The 14793-nt window shown below is 71.1% G+C and carries 16 protein-coding genes; 10 read left to right on the top strand and 6 right to left on the bottom strand.

Annotated features, from left to right (window positions below; genetic code table 11):
• Positions 1-362 precede the first annotated feature (362 nt).
• Positions 363-1157 carry a phosphoribosylaminoimidazolesuccinocarboxamide synthase gene (gene purC, locus AX737_RS38275; protein WP_082773195.1) on the top strand — a complete coding sequence of 265 codons (795 nt, stop codon included), beginning with the start codon at positions 363-365 and terminating at the stop codon, positions 1155-1157.
• Here the strand turns inward: purC and AX737_RS38270 are convergent.
• The 4 genes from AX737_RS38270 to AX737_RS38255 all read right to left on the bottom strand — a co-directional run bounded on the left by AX737_RS38270 (position 1105) and on the right by AX737_RS38255 (position 6191).
• Positions 1105-2745 (bottom strand): glycosyltransferase family 2 protein, encoded by a 1641-nt coding sequence (locus AX737_RS38270; protein ID WP_082773194.1) that lies wholly within the window; start codon positions 2743-2745, stop codon positions 1105-1107. The two genes, purC and AX737_RS38270, sit on opposite strands and share 53 nt — an antisense overlap.
• Positions 2746-3003: 258 nt before the next feature.
• Positions 3004-5043 (bottom strand): glycosyltransferase family 2 protein, encoded by a 2040-nt coding sequence (locus AX737_RS38265; RefSeq protein ID WP_308445287.1) that lies wholly within the window; start codon positions 5041-5043, stop codon positions 3004-3006.
• The gene (locus AX737_RS38260; RefSeq protein ID WP_082773193.1) at positions 5030-5701 is read right to left on the bottom strand and encodes a hypothetical protein; all 672 of its coding nucleotides are present in this window, start codon (positions 5699-5701) and stop codon (positions 5030-5032) included. Before AX737_RS38260 ends, AX737_RS38265 begins: the two co-directional genes overlap by 14 nt.
• A gap of 16 nt (positions 5702-5717) precedes the next feature.
• Positions 5718-6191 carry an invasion associated locus B family protein gene (locus AX737_RS38255; protein WP_238231871.1) on the bottom strand — a complete coding sequence of 158 codons (474 nt, stop codon included), beginning with the start codon at positions 6189-6191 and terminating at the stop codon, positions 5718-5720.
• A gap of 238 nt (positions 6192-6429) precedes the next feature.
• Between AX737_RS38255 and AX737_RS38250 the strand changes: the two genes are divergently transcribed.
• Positions 6430-6813: a hypothetical protein gene (locus AX737_RS38250; protein ID WP_066924638.1), complete on the top strand. Its 384-nt coding sequence runs from the start codon at positions 6430-6432 to the stop codon at positions 6811-6813.
• Between the two features lie 93 nt (positions 6814-6906).
• On the opposite strand, the gene AX737_RS38245 is transcribed toward AX737_RS38250, so the two are convergent.
• On the bottom strand, positions 6907-7653 hold the full coding sequence (locus tag AX737_RS38245) for a SprT family zinc-dependent metalloprotease (protein WP_066924636.1): 747 nt from the start codon (positions 7651-7653) through the stop codon (positions 6907-6909).
• A 316-nt stretch (positions 7654-7969) separates the two neighbouring features.
• Here AX737_RS38245 and AX737_RS38240 point away from each other — a divergent pair, with 316 nt between their 5' ends.
• The 3 genes from AX737_RS38240 to AX737_RS38230 are packed head-to-tail and all read left to right on the top strand — an operon-like array spanning position 7970 to position 10646.
• Positions 7970-8500 carry a TadE/TadG family type IV pilus assembly protein gene (locus AX737_RS38240; protein ID WP_066924634.1) on the top strand — a complete coding sequence of 177 codons (531 nt, stop codon included), beginning with the start codon at positions 7970-7972 and terminating at the stop codon, positions 8498-8500.
• Positions 8501-8506: 6 nt separating this feature from the next.
• The gene (locus tag AX737_RS38235) at positions 8507-9232 is read left to right on the top strand and encodes a TadE/TadG family type IV pilus assembly protein (RefSeq protein ID WP_066924633.1); all 726 of its coding nucleotides are present in this window, start codon (positions 8507-8509) and stop codon (positions 9230-9232) included.
• Between the two features lie 7 nt (positions 9233-9239).
• Positions 9240-10646: a pilus assembly protein TadG-related protein gene (locus AX737_RS38230; RefSeq protein WP_066924632.1), complete on the top strand. Its 1407-nt coding sequence runs from the start codon at positions 9240-9242 to the stop codon at positions 10644-10646.
• Here the strand turns inward: AX737_RS38230 and AX737_RS38225 are convergent.
• Positions 10609-10866, bottom strand: a complete 258-nt coding sequence (locus AX737_RS38225; protein ID WP_156453864.1) for a hypothetical protein — start codon at positions 10864-10866, stop codon at positions 10609-10611. The genes AX737_RS38230 and AX737_RS38225 overlap by 38 nt on opposite strands.
• 183 nt (positions 10867-11049) lie before the next feature.
• On the opposite strand from AX737_RS38225, the gene AX737_RS38220 reads away from it, so the two are divergent.
• From AX737_RS38220 to purQ, 5 genes are all read left to right on the top strand, one after another.
• Positions 11050-12441 carry an ActS/PrrB/RegB family redox-sensitive histidine kinase gene (locus tag AX737_RS38220; protein ID WP_066924631.1) on the top strand — a complete coding sequence of 464 codons (1392 nt, stop codon included), beginning with the start codon at positions 11050-11052 and terminating at the stop codon, positions 12439-12441.
• A 39-nt stretch (positions 12442-12480) separates the two neighbouring features.
• Positions 12481-13065: an ActR/PrrA/RegA family redox response regulator transcription factor gene (locus AX737_RS38215; protein WP_066924630.1), complete on the top strand. Its 585-nt coding sequence runs from the start codon at positions 12481-12483 to the stop codon at positions 13063-13065.
• Between the two features lie 192 nt (positions 13066-13257).
• Entirely contained in the window at positions 13258-13488 is a 231-nt protein-coding gene (locus AX737_RS38210) for a hypothetical protein (protein WP_066924629.1), read from the top strand.
• A gap of 167 nt (positions 13489-13655) precedes the next feature.
• Entirely contained in the window at positions 13656-13895 is a 240-nt protein-coding gene (purS, locus tag AX737_RS38205; RefSeq protein ID WP_066924628.1) for a phosphoribosylformylglycinamidine synthase subunit PurS, read from the top strand.
• Positions 13895-14575: a phosphoribosylformylglycinamidine synthase subunit PurQ gene (purQ, locus tag AX737_RS38200; protein ID WP_066924627.1), complete on the top strand. Its 681-nt coding sequence runs from the start codon at positions 13895-13897 to the stop codon at positions 14573-14575. The genes purS and purQ overlap by 1 nt, the downstream gene beginning before the upstream one ends.
• Positions 14576-14793 lie beyond the last annotated feature (218 nt).

Genomic DNA, 14793 nt, shown 5'->3' with positions numbered 1-14793 from the left:
GGATTCCAAAGGTCGAGACCTTTGGCGGGTGCAGGGCAGAGCCCTGCTGTCGGCTCCCTCGCCCTGGCAAAGCCAGGACGAGGGAGCCGATCCCGAGGCTCCGCCCCGGGACCCCGCCCAAGGGCCTCGGCCCTTGGGGATCCCAGGATCCTGGCCGCGGCGATCGGCCTGTGACGGGCCCTCCGGCGGCATCCGCGCAATCCCCACCCGCGGGCTAACGCGTTGTGCCGGAAGCCCGCTTCGGGTAGTTTGGAACCCGGCTTCGGGGGGAAATCGGCATCGCTCTTCTCCCGCAGCCCGACCTTTCGTCCGGTCGCCGCGCCGCGGATTCCGCCGTCATCGCCCCAAGGAGTCACGGCCCCATGGACTTCCTCAAACCACGGTACACGCCTATGAACCGCCGCCGTCGCATCTACGAGGGCAAGGCGAAGGTCCTCTACGAGGGGCCTGAGCCCGGCACGCTCATCCAGCACTTCAAGGACGACGCGACCGCCTTCAACGCGAAGAAGCACGAGATCATCGACGGCAAGGGCGTGCTGAACAACCGGATCTCGGAATTCGTCTTCCAGCACCTCAACGACATCGGCGTGCCGACGCACTTCATCCGCCGGCTCAACATGCGCGAGCAGCTGATCCGCGAGGTCGAGATCATCCCGCTCGAGGTGGTGGTGCGCAACGTCGCGGCGGGCTCGCTGGCGACGCGCCTCGGCCTGGAGGAAGGCACCCAGCTGCCGCGCTCGATCATCGAGTTCTACTACAAGAACGACCAGCTCAACGACCCGATGGTGTCGGAGGAGCACATCACCGCCTTCGGCTGGGCGACGCCGCAGGAGATCGACGACATCATGGCGCTGGCGATCCGCGTCAACGACTTCCTGTCGGGGCTCTTCCTCGGCGTCGGCATCCGCCTCGTCGACTTCAAGATGGAGACCGGCCGCCTCTGGGAAGGCGACATGATGCGCATCGTGGTGGCGGACGAGATCTCGCCGGACTCGTGCCGGCTCTGGGACATCAAGTCCTCGGACAAGCTCGACAAGGACCGCTTCCGCAAGGATCTCGGCGGCTTGATCGAGGCCTACACCGAGGTCGCCAAGCGCCTCGGCATCATGGCCGAGAACGAGAAGGTGCAGATGGGCGGCCCCCGCCTCGTTCAGTAGGGCGGCGCGCCGGGCCGGGCTCGCCCAGAAGGGCGCCCGGTCGCAGGCGGGCATGGGTCGAAAGGTCCGGGTCGAAGCCCGGGTGGTAATGGGGGTCCTGCGCCAGCAGCGGCCCCCATCGCTTCTCAAACGCCCCAATCTCGCGGGCGTGGCGGGCGGCAGCCTCCGGCGTGCGGCGGCGGCTCAGGCCCTCGTAGTGGTGGAGCACTGCCTCCGGCACCATCAGGGTGTGGTAGCCGGCCGCGTTGAGGCGCAGGCAGAGATCGACGTCGTTGAAATCGACCGCGAAGTGCGCGGCGTCGAAGCCGCCGACAGCCGCGAACTTGTCCGCCTCCACCATCAGGCAGGCGGCGGTCACGGCCGAGACCCGGTGCGTCAGGGTGAGGCGCCCGAGATATCCCGGCGCGTTGCCCGGGAAGTGCCGGTGGGCGTGCGTGACGAGGCCGCCCCCGGTCCCGAGCACGATGCCGCCGTGCTGGATCCGGCCGGCGCCGTCGACGAGCTTCGCGCCGACCGCGCCGATCTCCGGGCGCAGCGCGTGGCGAGCCATCCGCGCCAGCCAGGACGTGTCCCCCGCAACCACGTCGTTGTTGACGAAGACGAGGAGCCGGCCGCGGGCGATCCGCGCCGCGGCGTTGTTCATAGCCGCGAAGTCGAAGGCCCCGGGCCAGCGCAGCACGCGGGCACGACCGGCGGCCGACAGGGCGTCCAGATAGGCGCGGGTCCCGGGCTCGCGGCTGTCGTTGTCGAGGACGACGAGGTCGAGGTCGGGCCAGTCGGTCGCCAGCAGGCTCTCGACACAGGGGCGCAGCAGGTCGAGCCTGTCGCGGGTCGGCACGATCAGGCTGGCAGCGGGGTGCGGCTCGGGCAGCGGGTGGACGATCCGGAGAATCCCCTCCCCTGCCGGCTCGATCGCGCTCGCGGCGCGGCCGGTACGGTCGAGATGAGCCCGGACCGCGGCCGCGTGCCCCCTCCCCTCCCCCGCTTCTGCCCGACCCGGCTGGCGAAGCGCGAGGACGCGCGGCAGGTGGGCGATCGCGGCCGGGCCGTAGCGCTCCGCGATCCGGAACAGCGCGTCGGTCGCGCCGGCCCGCGGATCGACCCCGGCCGGACCGAGCGCCGCGCGGCGGAGCGCGAGGACGGGACCGACATAGTCGAGGGCCGCGAGGAAATCAGGATCGAAGACGGGGCGCAGCAGCGGCAGGACCGGGCCGTCGGCGCGGTCTTTCACCAGGGCATCGCCGTAGAGTGCCTGCAGGTCGGGATCCGCGAAGGCCGCGCGGATCGTCCCGGCGGCCCCGGCCACGAGGACGTGGCCGGGCGCGCTCAGCAGCACGATGTCGGGATCCGCGAAGGGCTCCGAAGCTTCCGGGACGGCCGTCAGGATCGCCGGCGGCAGGGCAAGTCGGTGATCGATGCCGACGAGCGCGGCGAACCCCTGCCGCGCCCGCAACCGCCGCCCGGTGATCCGGGCCCAGAGAAGCGCGAGAGTACGGCCCGGATGATGCGCGAGGGCGGCGAGCGTCCCGAGAGGGTGCCGGGGACGAGGCTCGGAGAAGCGGAGGGCTGGATCGGGCGAGGCGGTCATGCCGTCCCCGGACGATGATTTCGGGCGCCGTGAATCCCGTCTCCCCACCTGCGGCAGGACACTCGCCTAGAGGCCTGCCCCTGGTTTCGGCTCGGTGGAGAACCGCACCGTGCCCCCTCTCCCCGCAAGCGGGAAGAGGGGGAGCCGCAGGACCTGAAGCCATCGAAGGGGGCCGGCATCACAGGCCTGTCGGTCTAGGAGACGGGACGGGACGAGCGGCGTCCCGGCCGCCCTGAAGTGGCCCGTGGTGCCTCGCTCTCACTCCAACTCCTCCCCGAAGGTCGTGAGCGTGAGCCGGGGATGGTAATAGGGATCGTGCCGGATCACCGCGCGCCAACGCTCGGCGAAGCGGGCGGCCTCGGCCTCGAAGCGGGCGCGGGCGGGGCCGATCGAGGGGCCGCGGCTCACCGATTCCAGGTGCGCGAGCCGCGCGGCCGGCGTCCAGATGTTGCGCAGGCCCTGCTCGCGCAGGCGCAGGCAGAAATCCACGTCGTTGAAATCGACCGGGAAGGTCTCCGCGTCGAAGCCGCCGACCCGCGCGTAGAGATCGCGCCGGACCGCGAGGCAGGCCGCGGTCACGGCCGCGACCTCGCGGGCCACCCGCATCTGGCCGAGATGTCCCGGAACGTCGCCGGGGCGGCGGCGCAAGATGTGGCCCGCGCGACCGCCGAGCCCGACCACCACGCCTCCATGCTGGAGCCGGCCGTCGCCGTAGAGGAGCTTGGCGCCGACCGCGCCGACCTCGGGACGGCAGGCCTGCCGCACCAGGGCGTCGAGCCAGCCGGGCTCCAGCACGGCGATGTCGTTGTTGAGGAGCACCACGACTGAGCCGGTGGCTGCAGCGACGCCCCGATTGACGAGCCGCGAGAAGTTGAACGGCTCCGGGTCGCTGAGGATCGTCACGCGCCGGTCGGCCCGCAGCGCGCCGTAATGGGCGAGCACGGCCGGATCGGTCGAGCCGTTGTCGACGACGATCAGCTCGATCGCCGGATAGGCGGTCGCGTGCAACACGCCGCGGCAGACCTCCCCGATCAGGTCGGGCCGGTCGCGGGAAGGGATCACGATGCTGGCGAGCGGGGCCGGCTCGGGCAGTGGCCAGACAAGGTCGGCCACGCCGTCGCGCAGCGCGACCGTGGCGGGCGAGCCGGCCGCACGGAGGTAGCGGAGCAGGACCGCACGGCGCGGCGTCCCGTCGGCGAGGCGCGCCTCCGTGCGGGCGAGAACGCGCGGCAGGTGCCGGACATCGCCCGCGCCCGCCGCGACGGCGACGTCGAGGCGGAGCGCGAGGTCGGCCGGATCGCCGAGCGGTGCCCCGAGCGCGTCGCCGAGCCGCGCCGGGGCCGCGAGCCAGGGCCGGCCGAGATAGCCGGCGGCCAGCGCGAAATCGGGGCTCCAGTCGGGCTTCAGCCGGGGTCGCCCGTCCGCGCCGACCTCGTCCGCGTAGACGAGGTTCGCGGGCCCGAGCGCCGCAGCGAGGCTCGCGAGGGCGTCCGACGGCAGGACGTCGCCTGGTTCGAGCAGGCAGAGGGCCGTCGCCGCGCCGACGCTCTCGGCAAGCGGCTGGTCGGCACGCCAGGGCGCGAAGGCCACACGCGGATCGGTGCCGAGCGGAGTCCCGGCGGCGCCGACGACGAGGACCTGCGCCGTCCAGGCGGCGTGGGTCTGCGCCGCGAGGCTGGCGAGCGTGCGGGCGAGCGCCGCCGCCTGCCCCGCCCGGAGCGCGATCAGAACGCGGACCGAGACGGTGGCCGCAGGGACCGGCGCGGCCTCCGCACGGAGCGGGGCCCAGGCCGCGTAGTCGGCGAGCGGGGTGACCGCGCAGGCGCCCCGCAGGGTATCGCGGTAGCGCCGGGCATCGCCGCGGGCGCGCTCATAGAGAGCGGCGACCGCCCGGAACGGACGCCGCCGCAGCGCCTGGAGCAGCAGCCCGGCATCGCTGCGCCGGCCGACGCGGTCGAGGCGGAAGCCAGGCGGGACGGCGAGCCGGATCCCGGCGGTACCCGGCGGGATCAGCCCGAGCCAGTGCGCGCGCGCACCGCCCGGCAGCACGAAGTCCTGTGCCGTGCCGTCGCCTGCCAGCGCGCGCAGGATCGGGCGCTCGGGGCGCGCGGCGGGGTCGCTGCGGTAGCTGAGCACGATCCAGCCGGCGAGGCCGCCGGGCAGGACGAGGCGAAGCTCGAAGGGGCAACCGGGCGGGGCGTCCGCCGCGGGCTCCAGCCGGAAGGGGACGGCACGGCCGGCCCCGCTCAGGCCCGCGACGCCGTCGGCCTGCGCGGGCACGCCCTCACTGGGCGGCACCGCTCTCGCCGCCCTCCTGGGCGGCCGCCGCGGGAGCCTTGCGGCGGGGCTTCGGCTTCAGCGGTCCCTTCGGCGCCCCGGCCTTGCCGATGCCGGCCATGATCTCGTAGTCCTGCACCATCCCGGCCGGGACGACGAGGCCGTCCTCCACCGTCGAGCCGAACCCTTGAGCCTCGCCGGGCGCGACCGTGACGGTCATGCGCTGCTGGCGGGTCGTCACGGTCTTGTCGTCGTGGCGAATCTGGAAGGTGATCGGCACGTCGAAGCGCCCCGGGGCGCCGCCTGGCCCGAGCAGCACCCGCACCTCCGCGCCCACCTTGACCCGCACCGTGCCGTCGGCCTGCGGCGTGCACTCGCGGGCGAGGCGGCCGAGCGTTGCCTGCGAGCGGATGCTGCCGGCTGCGCCCTCCCCGCGGCCGCCGAGCGTCTGCATCGCCGCCCCCCCTTCCGGCACGTCCACGGTCGGGCAGTAGGCCGCCTCGGGCTCGGGCGCGCGGGAGGGCGGCACGGTGGTGCCGCCGTATTTCAGGAGGTTGGAGAAGATGTTGCCCTCCTCCGCCGGAGGGGCGGCCCGGGGTGCACCCTGCGCAAAGGCACCAGGTGCGCCGAGCGCGAGAAGTGCGAGCAGGGAGCCGAGCCGCGCCAACCGTCCGTTCATAGCTCGTCCCGCGATCCTACTTGAGGCTGTCGAAGCCCGCGCCGAACCCCTTCATCGACAGCGGGATGCCGACGCCCTCCTCGGGCGTCTGGAACACGATGAAGGTCGCTTGGCTGCCACCCTTGAACCGGGCGAGCAGGCCGTCGTCCATCACCACCTCGGCGACGCAGCCCGTGGTCAGGCAGCGCACGAAGCCGGCGCGGCCGATATCGGCCTGGTCGATCTTCAGGCCGAGGCCGGAGGGCAGCAGCACGCCGAGCGGGGCCACCACGCGCAGCAGGTAGCCGCGGTTGTCGGCGGTCTTCAGCACGATGACAACGAGGGTGAGGTTCGGGCGGTCCTCGGCGGCGAGGTACTGCACCAGGGCGCACTGCTCGGCCTTGGCACCGGCCGGCGTCTCGCAGCGCAACTGCCAGTCGTCGAAGGTCTTGCGCACCATGCCCTGCGCGCCGGCCGGCGCGGTGGCTGAGAGGCCGGCCAGGGCGGCCAGACCGAGCGCGCCGAGAAGGCGCCTGACAGGACCGAGCCGCACGCGTCGTGGCACCAGCCAACCTCTACCCGGAAGCGTCCCGGGGGACGCGGACAACGGCGAAAGCCGCGCGTTGGGACCATGCGGGACCGCCCCTGTCAAGCGACGGGCGCCGTCCTATTGTTGCCGCAAAGCGCTATCGCGGGCCTCCGGCCACGCTTACAGATGGCTCTTCGCGAAACCGTCCGGGATCGGCCTCATGCGTCCGCTGCGCGCGCGTCTCCTCCTCACCCTTCTGGCGCTCGGCGCATCGCCGGCCGTCGGGGCGTGGGCCCAGGGGCTCCCGATCGGGGAGACCACCTATATCGAGCGCTCGCTCAACCGCGACGGCCCGCTCGTCGTCGAGCACCCGCCGGTCGAGCGGAACCCGTACGGGCGCCGCGGGGGCGATGCGGCCATCGCGGGCTTCTGCCGGGACGGGGGCTTCGTCCGCCGCCGCGACCAGTTCGGCAACCCGACCATCGTGCGCCAGCGCGAGATCTGCGACAGCGTCGCGCCCCGCACCCTGATGCCCGGCGAGGTCGAGCAGCGCCCGACCTGGCCGGCCGAGCGCCCGGCGGCCGTGCTGCGCGCCAAAGGCTGAGGCACTCCGACAAAGGCACTTCGCCTCTTGCACTCGGGCCGAGACACTCGGGCCGAGACACTTGGGTCGTGGCCCGGAACCGATGGACCGGCCTCAGCCGTAGCGGTGCAGGCCGGCTCCGTGGCGCTTCAGCCAGGCCTCGGCCGCATCCACGTTCGGGCAGAGTTCTCCGACGAGCCGCCAGAACCGGTCGGAATGGTTCATCTCGCGCAGATGCGCCATCTCGTGCGCCACGAGGTAGTCGAGCACCAGCGGCGGGGCCAGGATCAGGCGCCACGAGAAGTTCAGCTCGCCCCGCGCCGTGCAGGAGCCCCAGCGGCTGCGTGTGTCGCGGAGCGTGATCCGGGCCGGTCCCTGGCCGAGCCGCTCCGTGTGGTGGGTGATCGAGAGCTTCAGGTCGCGCAAGGCCTCCGCCTGCAAGAACTCGCGCGCGCGCCGCGCGACGTGCGCCTCGCCGCAGGAGACCGAGAGGACGGGCCCGTCCGGGCCGGCCTCGATGCGTGTCGCGCCGCTGCGCCCCTCCCTCCGGACGATCGCGTGCATCACGCCCCGCAGCGGAAACAGGGCGCCCTCCGCGAAAGCCACCCGCTCCGGCAGCTTGGCGAGCCGCGCGGCGATCCAGCCGCCGTGGCCGGCAGCAAAGCGCTGGGCTGTGGCCAGGGCCGTGCGGGGCGGTACCGTCATCACCACCTCGCCGGTCGCCGCCGAGACGCGAAGCGTCAGCCGCCGCGCGCTGTCGCGGCGGCGCAGGAGAATCCGGAAGGTCGCGCCTTCGTGATCGATCGCGATGTGGTCCGGGTCGGGGGCCGACGCGGACCGCCGCAGTAGGGCGAGAAGCATGGCCGCACTGTAATCCGCCTGCGCGCGCTTGGCACGGGCCGCGCGGGCCCGGCCTTGCCAAGCGCTCTGGATAACCGTTCGGCCCGGACACGCGGCGAAGTTCGGCGATCGGATACAGGAGATCTTAACGGGTCGGTGGGATGACGACTGTGTCGGATCCTGGGTTGTCTCCGACGTCTGTTTACCACCCACGGCTTGCAATACCGGCGAAGATTATCCCGTGTGCTCGATGCTCCCTCCGATGGTTTCGGCCCGCGCATGCAGGCGCCCGGCCCTCGGCCGGGCGCTGCCGACGTTCGGGGCTTGCCGATCCGGGGTGACGGCGATCGAGTTCGCCATCGCCGGCCCGATCCTGATCATCGCGATGCTGGAGATCCTGCAGGGCGGGCTGTTCCTGTACAGTTCGGCCGCCGTGGAGCGGGCCACGGTCGCAGCCGCCCGGGCCATTCAGGTCGGCAGCCTCGACGCGAACAAGGCGGGGACGGCCGCCAGCTTCCGCGAGAAGGTCCTCTGCCCCGCGCTGATGCCGGGCATGCCCTGCGGCAACGTCGTCACCAATCTCCAGAGGGCCGACATGGACGGCTCCGGCTACGGCGCCTTCGTGAAGCCGGACCTGAGCGGCCTCGTCGCCGTCTCGATGAACAACAGCCAGACAAGCTACTGTCCTGCTGCGGCCGGGGCCTATCAATACCTGCAGGTCTTCTACGCGATACCGCTGTTCAGCCCGATCTGGCGGAGCACGGTCGGCCAAAGCTGGAACGGCCAGACCGTGGCCTTCGTGCGCGCCGCGGCGGCATTCCGCAACGAGCCCTACACGGGCGGCAGCTTCGTCGGCACGGGTTGCTGAGCCGTGATGACCGCGCGCCTCCTCGCCCCACGCCGCACCGGCCCCGGACACCTCCGACCCGTCCTTCGCGCCTGGCGGGCCGACCGGCACGGCGTCGCGGGACTCGAGATCGCCTTCATCCTGCCGATCCTGCTCGTCCTGGCGCTCGTGGCCTTCGATCTCGCCCGCTACACGATCTACGTGCGCAAGGCCCATCTCGCCGCCGCCACGATGGCCGACCTCCTCGCGCGCGCAGATCCGGACCCGGCGCTCGGCAACAGCACCGGCCGGCTCACCTGGGCCAACCTCGACTCGGTGTTCCGGACGCAGCTCGTCGTCTTCCCCGAACTCATGAAGGAAGCGCAGATCCGCAACGAGTGGGTCTGGAGCACGGTGCGGGCATCCCTGTCCGGGATCCAGTTCAAAACTCAGTCGGGCTGCCAGAGCAACTGCACCTACACGGCCTACGTGGCCTGGACCGCGGGCCAGGGCCGCCCCTGCGCGACGCCCCTGACCGGGGCCGCGACGGCGGCGCAGCCGAGTCCCTCGACGCTCCCTTCGGACATCTTCGGGCCCGGCTTCCTGGTGGTGGCCGACCTGGTGTTCGAGTACCGGCCGCTATTCCTGCGTTCGGTCGTCGGTACCGTGACGGTCCGACGCTCCTTCTACGCCCCTCCCCGCTACGTCTCCTCCATCGTCTACGACCCGACCGCGAGCGCCGGCAACGCCTGGGTCTGCGTCGTTCCTGCCTGAGGTCACGATGTCGTCTGCGCCCAATCACCAGGGCCGCCTCGCGCGGGCCCTCACCCGCCTCGGTCGAGGGATCGCGCATCCCCTCGGCCGCCGCTACGCCGGGGACCGGCGCGGGAACGTCCTCATCATCTTCGGACTGAGCGCGCTGCCCCTGATCGGCAGCCTCGGGGCCGGCGTCGAGTACCTGCGCAAGGTGAACTACCGCGCCCGCCTGGACGACGCCGCCGACGCGGCGGCTATGGCGGCGATCACCACGGCGCGCGACTACATCTCGACCAACCCGAACAACCAGGCGGACCCGACCGCGGACGCGATCACCCGCGGCAAGGCGCGCGCGGAGGCGGTGTTCCGCGCCAACGCGGCCTCGACGCTCGGCGCCCTCTCGGTGACACCGACGATCAATCTCGCGCGCAGCGGGCAGGACCTGACCGCATCGGCAGGGTATTCGACCACCTTCCCCTCGCCCTTCGGGCGCCTGCTCGGCAACGTTGCCGCCTCCAGCCTCAACGTGGTCGGAACATCCACCGCCAACCTGTCGCTGCCGATCTACGCCGACTTCTACCTGCTGCTCGACACCTCCGGCTCGATGGGTCTGCCGACGAGCGCGGCGCAGCAGGTCTCCTTCGCCAAGCTGAACCCCGACATGGCGGATTCCAAGGGCAACAACTGCGCCTTCGCCTGCCACTTCCCGAGCTTCAAGGGCTACGACCTCTCGAAGGCCAACAACATTGAACTGCGCATCGCGACGGTCGGCAAGGCGGTCTCGCAGCTCATCGACACGGCCAAGTCGAAGGCGACCCTCGACAAGCAGTACAGGATCGGCCTCTTCCCGTTCGTCAGCTACATGGAGACCGCGGCCGACCTGACCCAATCGCTGGACAGCTTGAAACCCTACGCCAACAGTCTCGAATCCTACATGGACGTCGGCGATTCGACCCAGTTGCGGGGGAGTGGCGGCACGCATTTCGACAACGTGATGCCCGACATGAATAAGAAGATCACCCGCATCGGCGACGGGTCCACCTCGGCCAAGGCGAAGCCGTTCGTCTTCCTCGTCACCGACGGCATGGCAAACACGCAGTACTATTACGGTACCGCAGCGAAATACGATGTAAAGAAATGGACAGGCTCGTACTCGAACCTGATCGATCCCAGCCTGTGCACGCCGCTGAAAAATCGCGGCATCACGATCTCGATCCTCTACATCCCCTATTTGCCGATGGCGCAGCCGTTCAACGACAACGTCGGATATGAGAACATCCGGGTGAACAGCCTCATCCCGAATGTCCCGAGCGCGCTTCAATCCTGCGCCTCACCGGGCTTCTTCCGGACCGCCAGCGACGCCACGCAGATCACGACGGCGCTGAACGCCATGTTCAGCGACGCGGTCGCCGCTGCGCGCCTGACCCAGTAGGCAGTTCACGCGACCCGGCGTCGAGGCCGATGCGCGGTTTGCCGTCGCGGCGGGTCACGCGCTCGAACATCTCGCAACCTGCTGCAATCGAGCGGGCATGGGGCGCGTAGGCTGCCGGGTTCGTCGGGTTCCGCACAGCGTGGCGGGTGAGATCGGCGGCGATGCGCGCCGACGCGATCAGCGCGCGGCCGCCCTCGTACCGAGAACAGGCCAGATCCATCGGCTCCCCCCGGGCGTGACGATGGTCCCAGGCCAACACATCGAAGCCTCCCCCGGACTGGCGAAACCCGGGGCGGCCCAACCCCGTTCCCCTGCCGAGAGGTGGTAGACGCTCGGTCCGACGTTACTTCGACCTTTTCCGGACCTCGTCCGGACCTGTTCCCGTGCGCCGCGACGACCCGAGATGCCCGACAGCGATCCGTCCCGTCTCCTGCGCGACGCGCGCCACCTGCGCCTCGACACCTTCGTGCGCCTGCGCTGGCTCGCCATCGCCGGCCAGAGCGCGGCGGTGGTGGGGGCTCAGTTCGGGCTCGGCCTGTCGCTGCCCTTCGGCTGGTGCTTCCTGGCGATCGCCGCCTCATCCTGGCTCAATCTCGGCCTGCGCATCCGCTTCCCGGCGAGCTACCGGCTCAACGACGACGCGGCGGCTCTGCTGCTCGCCTTCGACATCGTCCAGCTCGCCGTTCTGCTTTTCCTTACCGGGGGCCTACAGAACCCGTTCTCGCTGCTGTTCCTCGCACCCGTCCTGATCTCGGCGACCGCGCTCCCGCCGGAGCGGACCCTGGCGCTGGGCCTCCTCGCGGTCGGGCTCGCGACGCTGCTCGCCCTCGTGCACCGGCCGCTGCCCTGGTTCGCGGACGGGCGGATCGAGCTGCCCTTCCTGTACGTCTCGGGGGTCTGGACCGCGATCCTGCTCGGCACCGCCTTCACGGGGGTCTACGCGTGGCGGGTCTCGGAGGAGACGCGCCAGCTCGCGCAGGCGCTCGCCGCGACCGAATTGGTGCTCGCCCGCGAGCAGCACCTCTCGCAGCTCGACGGGCTGGCGGCGGCCGCCGCGCACGAGCTCGGCACGCCGCTCGGCACCATCATGGTGGTGACGAAGGAGTTGGTGCGCCAGCTCGGGCCCGCGGCGACGCCCGCCGTGCGCGAGGACCTCGACCTGCTGCGCGAGCAGGTCGATCGCTGCCGCGGCATCCTCGGCAAGCTCACCTCGCTCGGAGCCGACGGGGACGGCGGCAGCTTCCTCGAGACGGTGACGCTCGCCCAGGTCGTCGAGGAACTCGCCGCCCCGCAGCGGGCGCTCGGCGTCGTGCTCGACGTGACGAGCCGGGGCGAGGGACCGGAGCCCACCTGCCGGCGCAATCCCGGCGTGATGTACGGGCTCGCCAACATCCTCGACAACGCGATCGACTTCTCGGAGACGCGGGTGACGCTGGAGGCGCGCTGGACGCTCGAGAGGGTCTCGCTGGAGATCCGGGACGACGGGCCGGGCTTCTCCTCCGAGGTGCTGCTGCGGGCGGGCGAGCCCTACGTCACCACCCGCAGCCCGGAGCGACGGGACGACGGCGCCTGGAACCGCGGCGGGCTCGGGCTCGGGTTGTTCATCGCCAAGACCCTGATCGAGCGCTCGGGCGCGCAGATCACCCTCTCGAACGCGGCCGGGCCGGGCAACCACGGCGCGGTGGTGCGGATCTCCTGGGCGCGTCACATCTTCGAGCGCGGCGCCGCGCCGCGACTTTCCCCCGAACTTACCCGCTCCTCCCCCCTCCCGACAGGTGATGCCGCACCTATATAAAGCGCTATCAGAACAGCGAATTCGAAAGGAAGCGTCCCCATGCTGACGCAGAGCGGAACCGCGACCCCCGGGCCCGAGGCCGACCCGTTGGCTGCCTTCACCGACCGCAGCCTCCTGATCGTGGACGATGACAAGCCCTTCTCGACCCGCCTCGCCCGCGCGATGGAGAGCCGGGGCTACGAGGTGCAGGTGGCCGAGAGCGTGGCCGAGGGCGTCTCCGCCGTGGAGAGCCGCGCGCCGGCCTTCGCGGTGATCGACATGCGCCTCGGCGACGGCAACGGGCTCGACGTGATCGCACGGCTGAAGGAGCAGCGCCCCGAGGCACGGGGCGTGATCCTCACCGGCTACGGCAACATCGCGACCGCGGTGAACGCGGTGAAGCTCGGTGCCTTCGACTACCTTGCCAAGCCCGCCGACGCCGACGAGATCCACGGCACGCTGATGGCCCAGCCCGGCGAGCGCGCGGACCCGCCGGAGAACCCGATGTCCGCCGACCGGGTCCGCTGGGAGCACATCCAGCGCGTCTACGAGCTCTGCGGGCGCAATGTCAGCGAGACGGCGCGACGCCTCAACATGCATCGCCGCACGCTCCAGCGCATCTTGGCGAAACGCGCCCCGCGCTGAACCGGCCAAGCGCACCTCGCGCAGAATTGGCCCGACGCAGCGGAGGCCCGGCCTCGGACGCATTGGAGCCGGGCCTCCGTCGCAAACGAGGACCACGCGCGGAGGCGGTTGCGCAGCCCGCGCGAAACACGCTACCTGCCGCGGCACGAAGCCGGTTGACTCGAACCGGAGACCGCCGGAAGGGCCTGCCCCGTGAACACCCGCAACCTGATCACGATCGTCAGCATGATGGTGCTGGTCGGGACGGAGGTCTTCGCCGTGGCCATCGCGGCGGGCTGGGCGCTGGCGGGCCTGCTCGACCTCGGCGACCGGGTCGGGCACGTGCTCATGGTCCTGTTCAGTCTGGTGGCGGTGTGGGTGATGGTGCAGCTCTGGCGCCGCGCCACCAGCATCGAGCCCCTGCGCGGACCGGCCGCCCGCTGAGCCCGGAGACCTCACCCCTTCGCCGACGAGCAGGAATGCCCGGTATTCCGGGGATACTCGATCGAGCAATCGACAGCCCCTCACCGGTTCGGCTAAATCGTCGCGGACCTCAGCCACAGACGACGCCGAGCGGCCGGTAGGCAAAGCCCGCGGATGAGCACCCCATCATGAAAGCCCGCATCATCGTCACCCTGAAGACAGGCGTGCTGGATCCTCAGGGTAAGGCGATCGAATCCGCTCTGAAGTCCTTCGGCATCGACTCGGTCGATGGCGTCCGGCAGGGCAAGGTCTTCGACCTCGAGGTGAACGCGACGGACCGCGCGGGCGCCGAGGCGACCCTGAAGGCGGCCTGCGAGAAGCTCCTCGCGAACACGGTCGTCGAGAACTACGCCATCGAGCTCGGCTGATGCGCGCGGCGATCGTCACCTTTCCGGGGTCCAACCGCGACGGCGACGTCGCGCGGGCGCTGCGGCTCGCCGGTGCCGAGGTGGAGCACGTCTGGCACGCCGATACGGCGCTGCCCGGCGGCACCGACCTCGCGGTGCTGCCCGGCGGCTTCTCCTACGGCGACTACCTGCGCTGCGGGGCCATCGCGGGCCGCGCGCCGGCCATGGACGCGGTGCGGGCCCACGCGGCCCGCGGCGGTCTCGTGCTCGGCATCTGCAACGGCTTCCAGATCCTGTGCGAGTCGGGCCTCCTGCCCGGCGTGCTGATGCGCAACGTCAACCGCCGCTTCATCTGCCACCGTCAGACCTTGCGGGTCGAGCGGGCGGACACGCGCTTCACCAGCGCCTACGAGGCCGGCCAGGTGATCGACGTCTGCGTGGCGCACGGTGAGGGCAACTACTTCGCCGACCCCGAGACGCTGGCCCGGATCGAGGGCGAGGGCCGCGTGGCCTTCCGCTACTGCGACGCGACCGGCGCGCTGACGGTCGATGCCAACCGCAACGGCTCGATCAACGCGATCGCCGGCATCTACTCGGAGCAGCGCAACGTGCTCGGCCTGATGCCCCACCCGGAGAACTTCGTGGAGGGTCTCGTGGGCGGCACCGACGGGCGCGGGTTGTTCCAGAGCCTCGCGGCCTGACTTTTCGCGCGCATCCTTAACCACGCGTTAGGGTTTCGGAGTCATCAATCGCGTAGTCCAGATGGTCTGGATGTCGAGTGGATCTTTCATCCGCTCTGTTTGATGCCTCCCTGACGACTCATCCAAGCCGCTCCTTACGGGGCGGCTTTTTTCTTTGGATTCCGCCGCGCGATCCCCCTCCCGTACGGCGGGAAAAAGCGACGCGCACATGGAAAAAC

Source organism: Methylobacterium sp. CCH5-D2 (assembly GCF_001556475.1).
GTDB classification, from domain to species: Bacteria; Pseudomonadota; Alphaproteobacteria; order Rhizobiales; family Beijerinckiaceae; genus Methylobacterium; species Methylobacterium hispanicum.
This window is presented reverse-complemented; position numbering and strand designations above follow the sequence as displayed.

Coding starts and splice junctions, on each gene's coding strand:
- AX737_RS38220 (WP_066924631.1), top strand. CDS start 11,050: ATGCCCGACAGCGATCCGTCCCGTCTCCTGCGCGACGCGCGCCACCTG.
- AX737_RS38270 (WP_082773194.1), bottom strand. CDS start 2,745: ATGACCGCCTCGCCCGATCCAGCCCTCCGCTTCTCCGAGCCTCGTCCC.
- AX737_RS38260 (WP_082773193.1), bottom strand. CDS start 5,701: ATGAACGGACGGTTGGCGCGGCTCGGCTCCCTGCTCGCACTTCTCGCG.
- purC (WP_082773195.1), top strand. CDS start 363: ATGGACTTCCTCAAACCACGGTACACGCCTATGAACCGCCGCCGTCGC.
- AX737_RS38250 (WP_066924638.1), top strand. CDS start 6,430: ATGCGTCCGCTGCGCGCGCGTCTCCTCCTCACCCTTCTGGCGCTCGGC.
- AX737_RS38245 (WP_066924636.1), bottom strand. CDS start 7,653: ATGCTTCTCGCCCTACTGCGGCGGTCCGCGTCGGCCCCCGACCCGGAC.
- purQ (WP_066924627.1), top strand. CDS start 13,895: ATGCGCGCGGCGATCGTCACCTTTCCGGGGTCCAACCGCGACGGCGAC.
- AX737_RS38215 (WP_066924630.1), top strand. CDS start 12,481: ATGCTGACGCAGAGCGGAACCGCGACCCCCGGGCCCGAGGCCGACCCG.
- purS (WP_066924628.1), top strand. CDS start 13,656: ATGAAAGCCCGCATCATCGTCACCCTGAAGACAGGCGTGCTGGATCCT.
- AX737_RS38235 (WP_066924633.1), top strand. CDS start 8,507: ATGACCGCGCGCCTCCTCGCCCCACGCCGCACCGGCCCCGGACACCTC.
- AX737_RS38225 (WP_156453864.1), bottom strand. CDS start 10,866: ATGGATCTGGCCTGTTCTCGGTACGAGGGCGGCCGCGCGCTGATCGCG.
- AX737_RS38230 (WP_066924632.1), top strand. CDS start 9,240: ATGTCGTCTGCGCCCAATCACCAGGGCCGCCTCGCGCGGGCCCTCACC.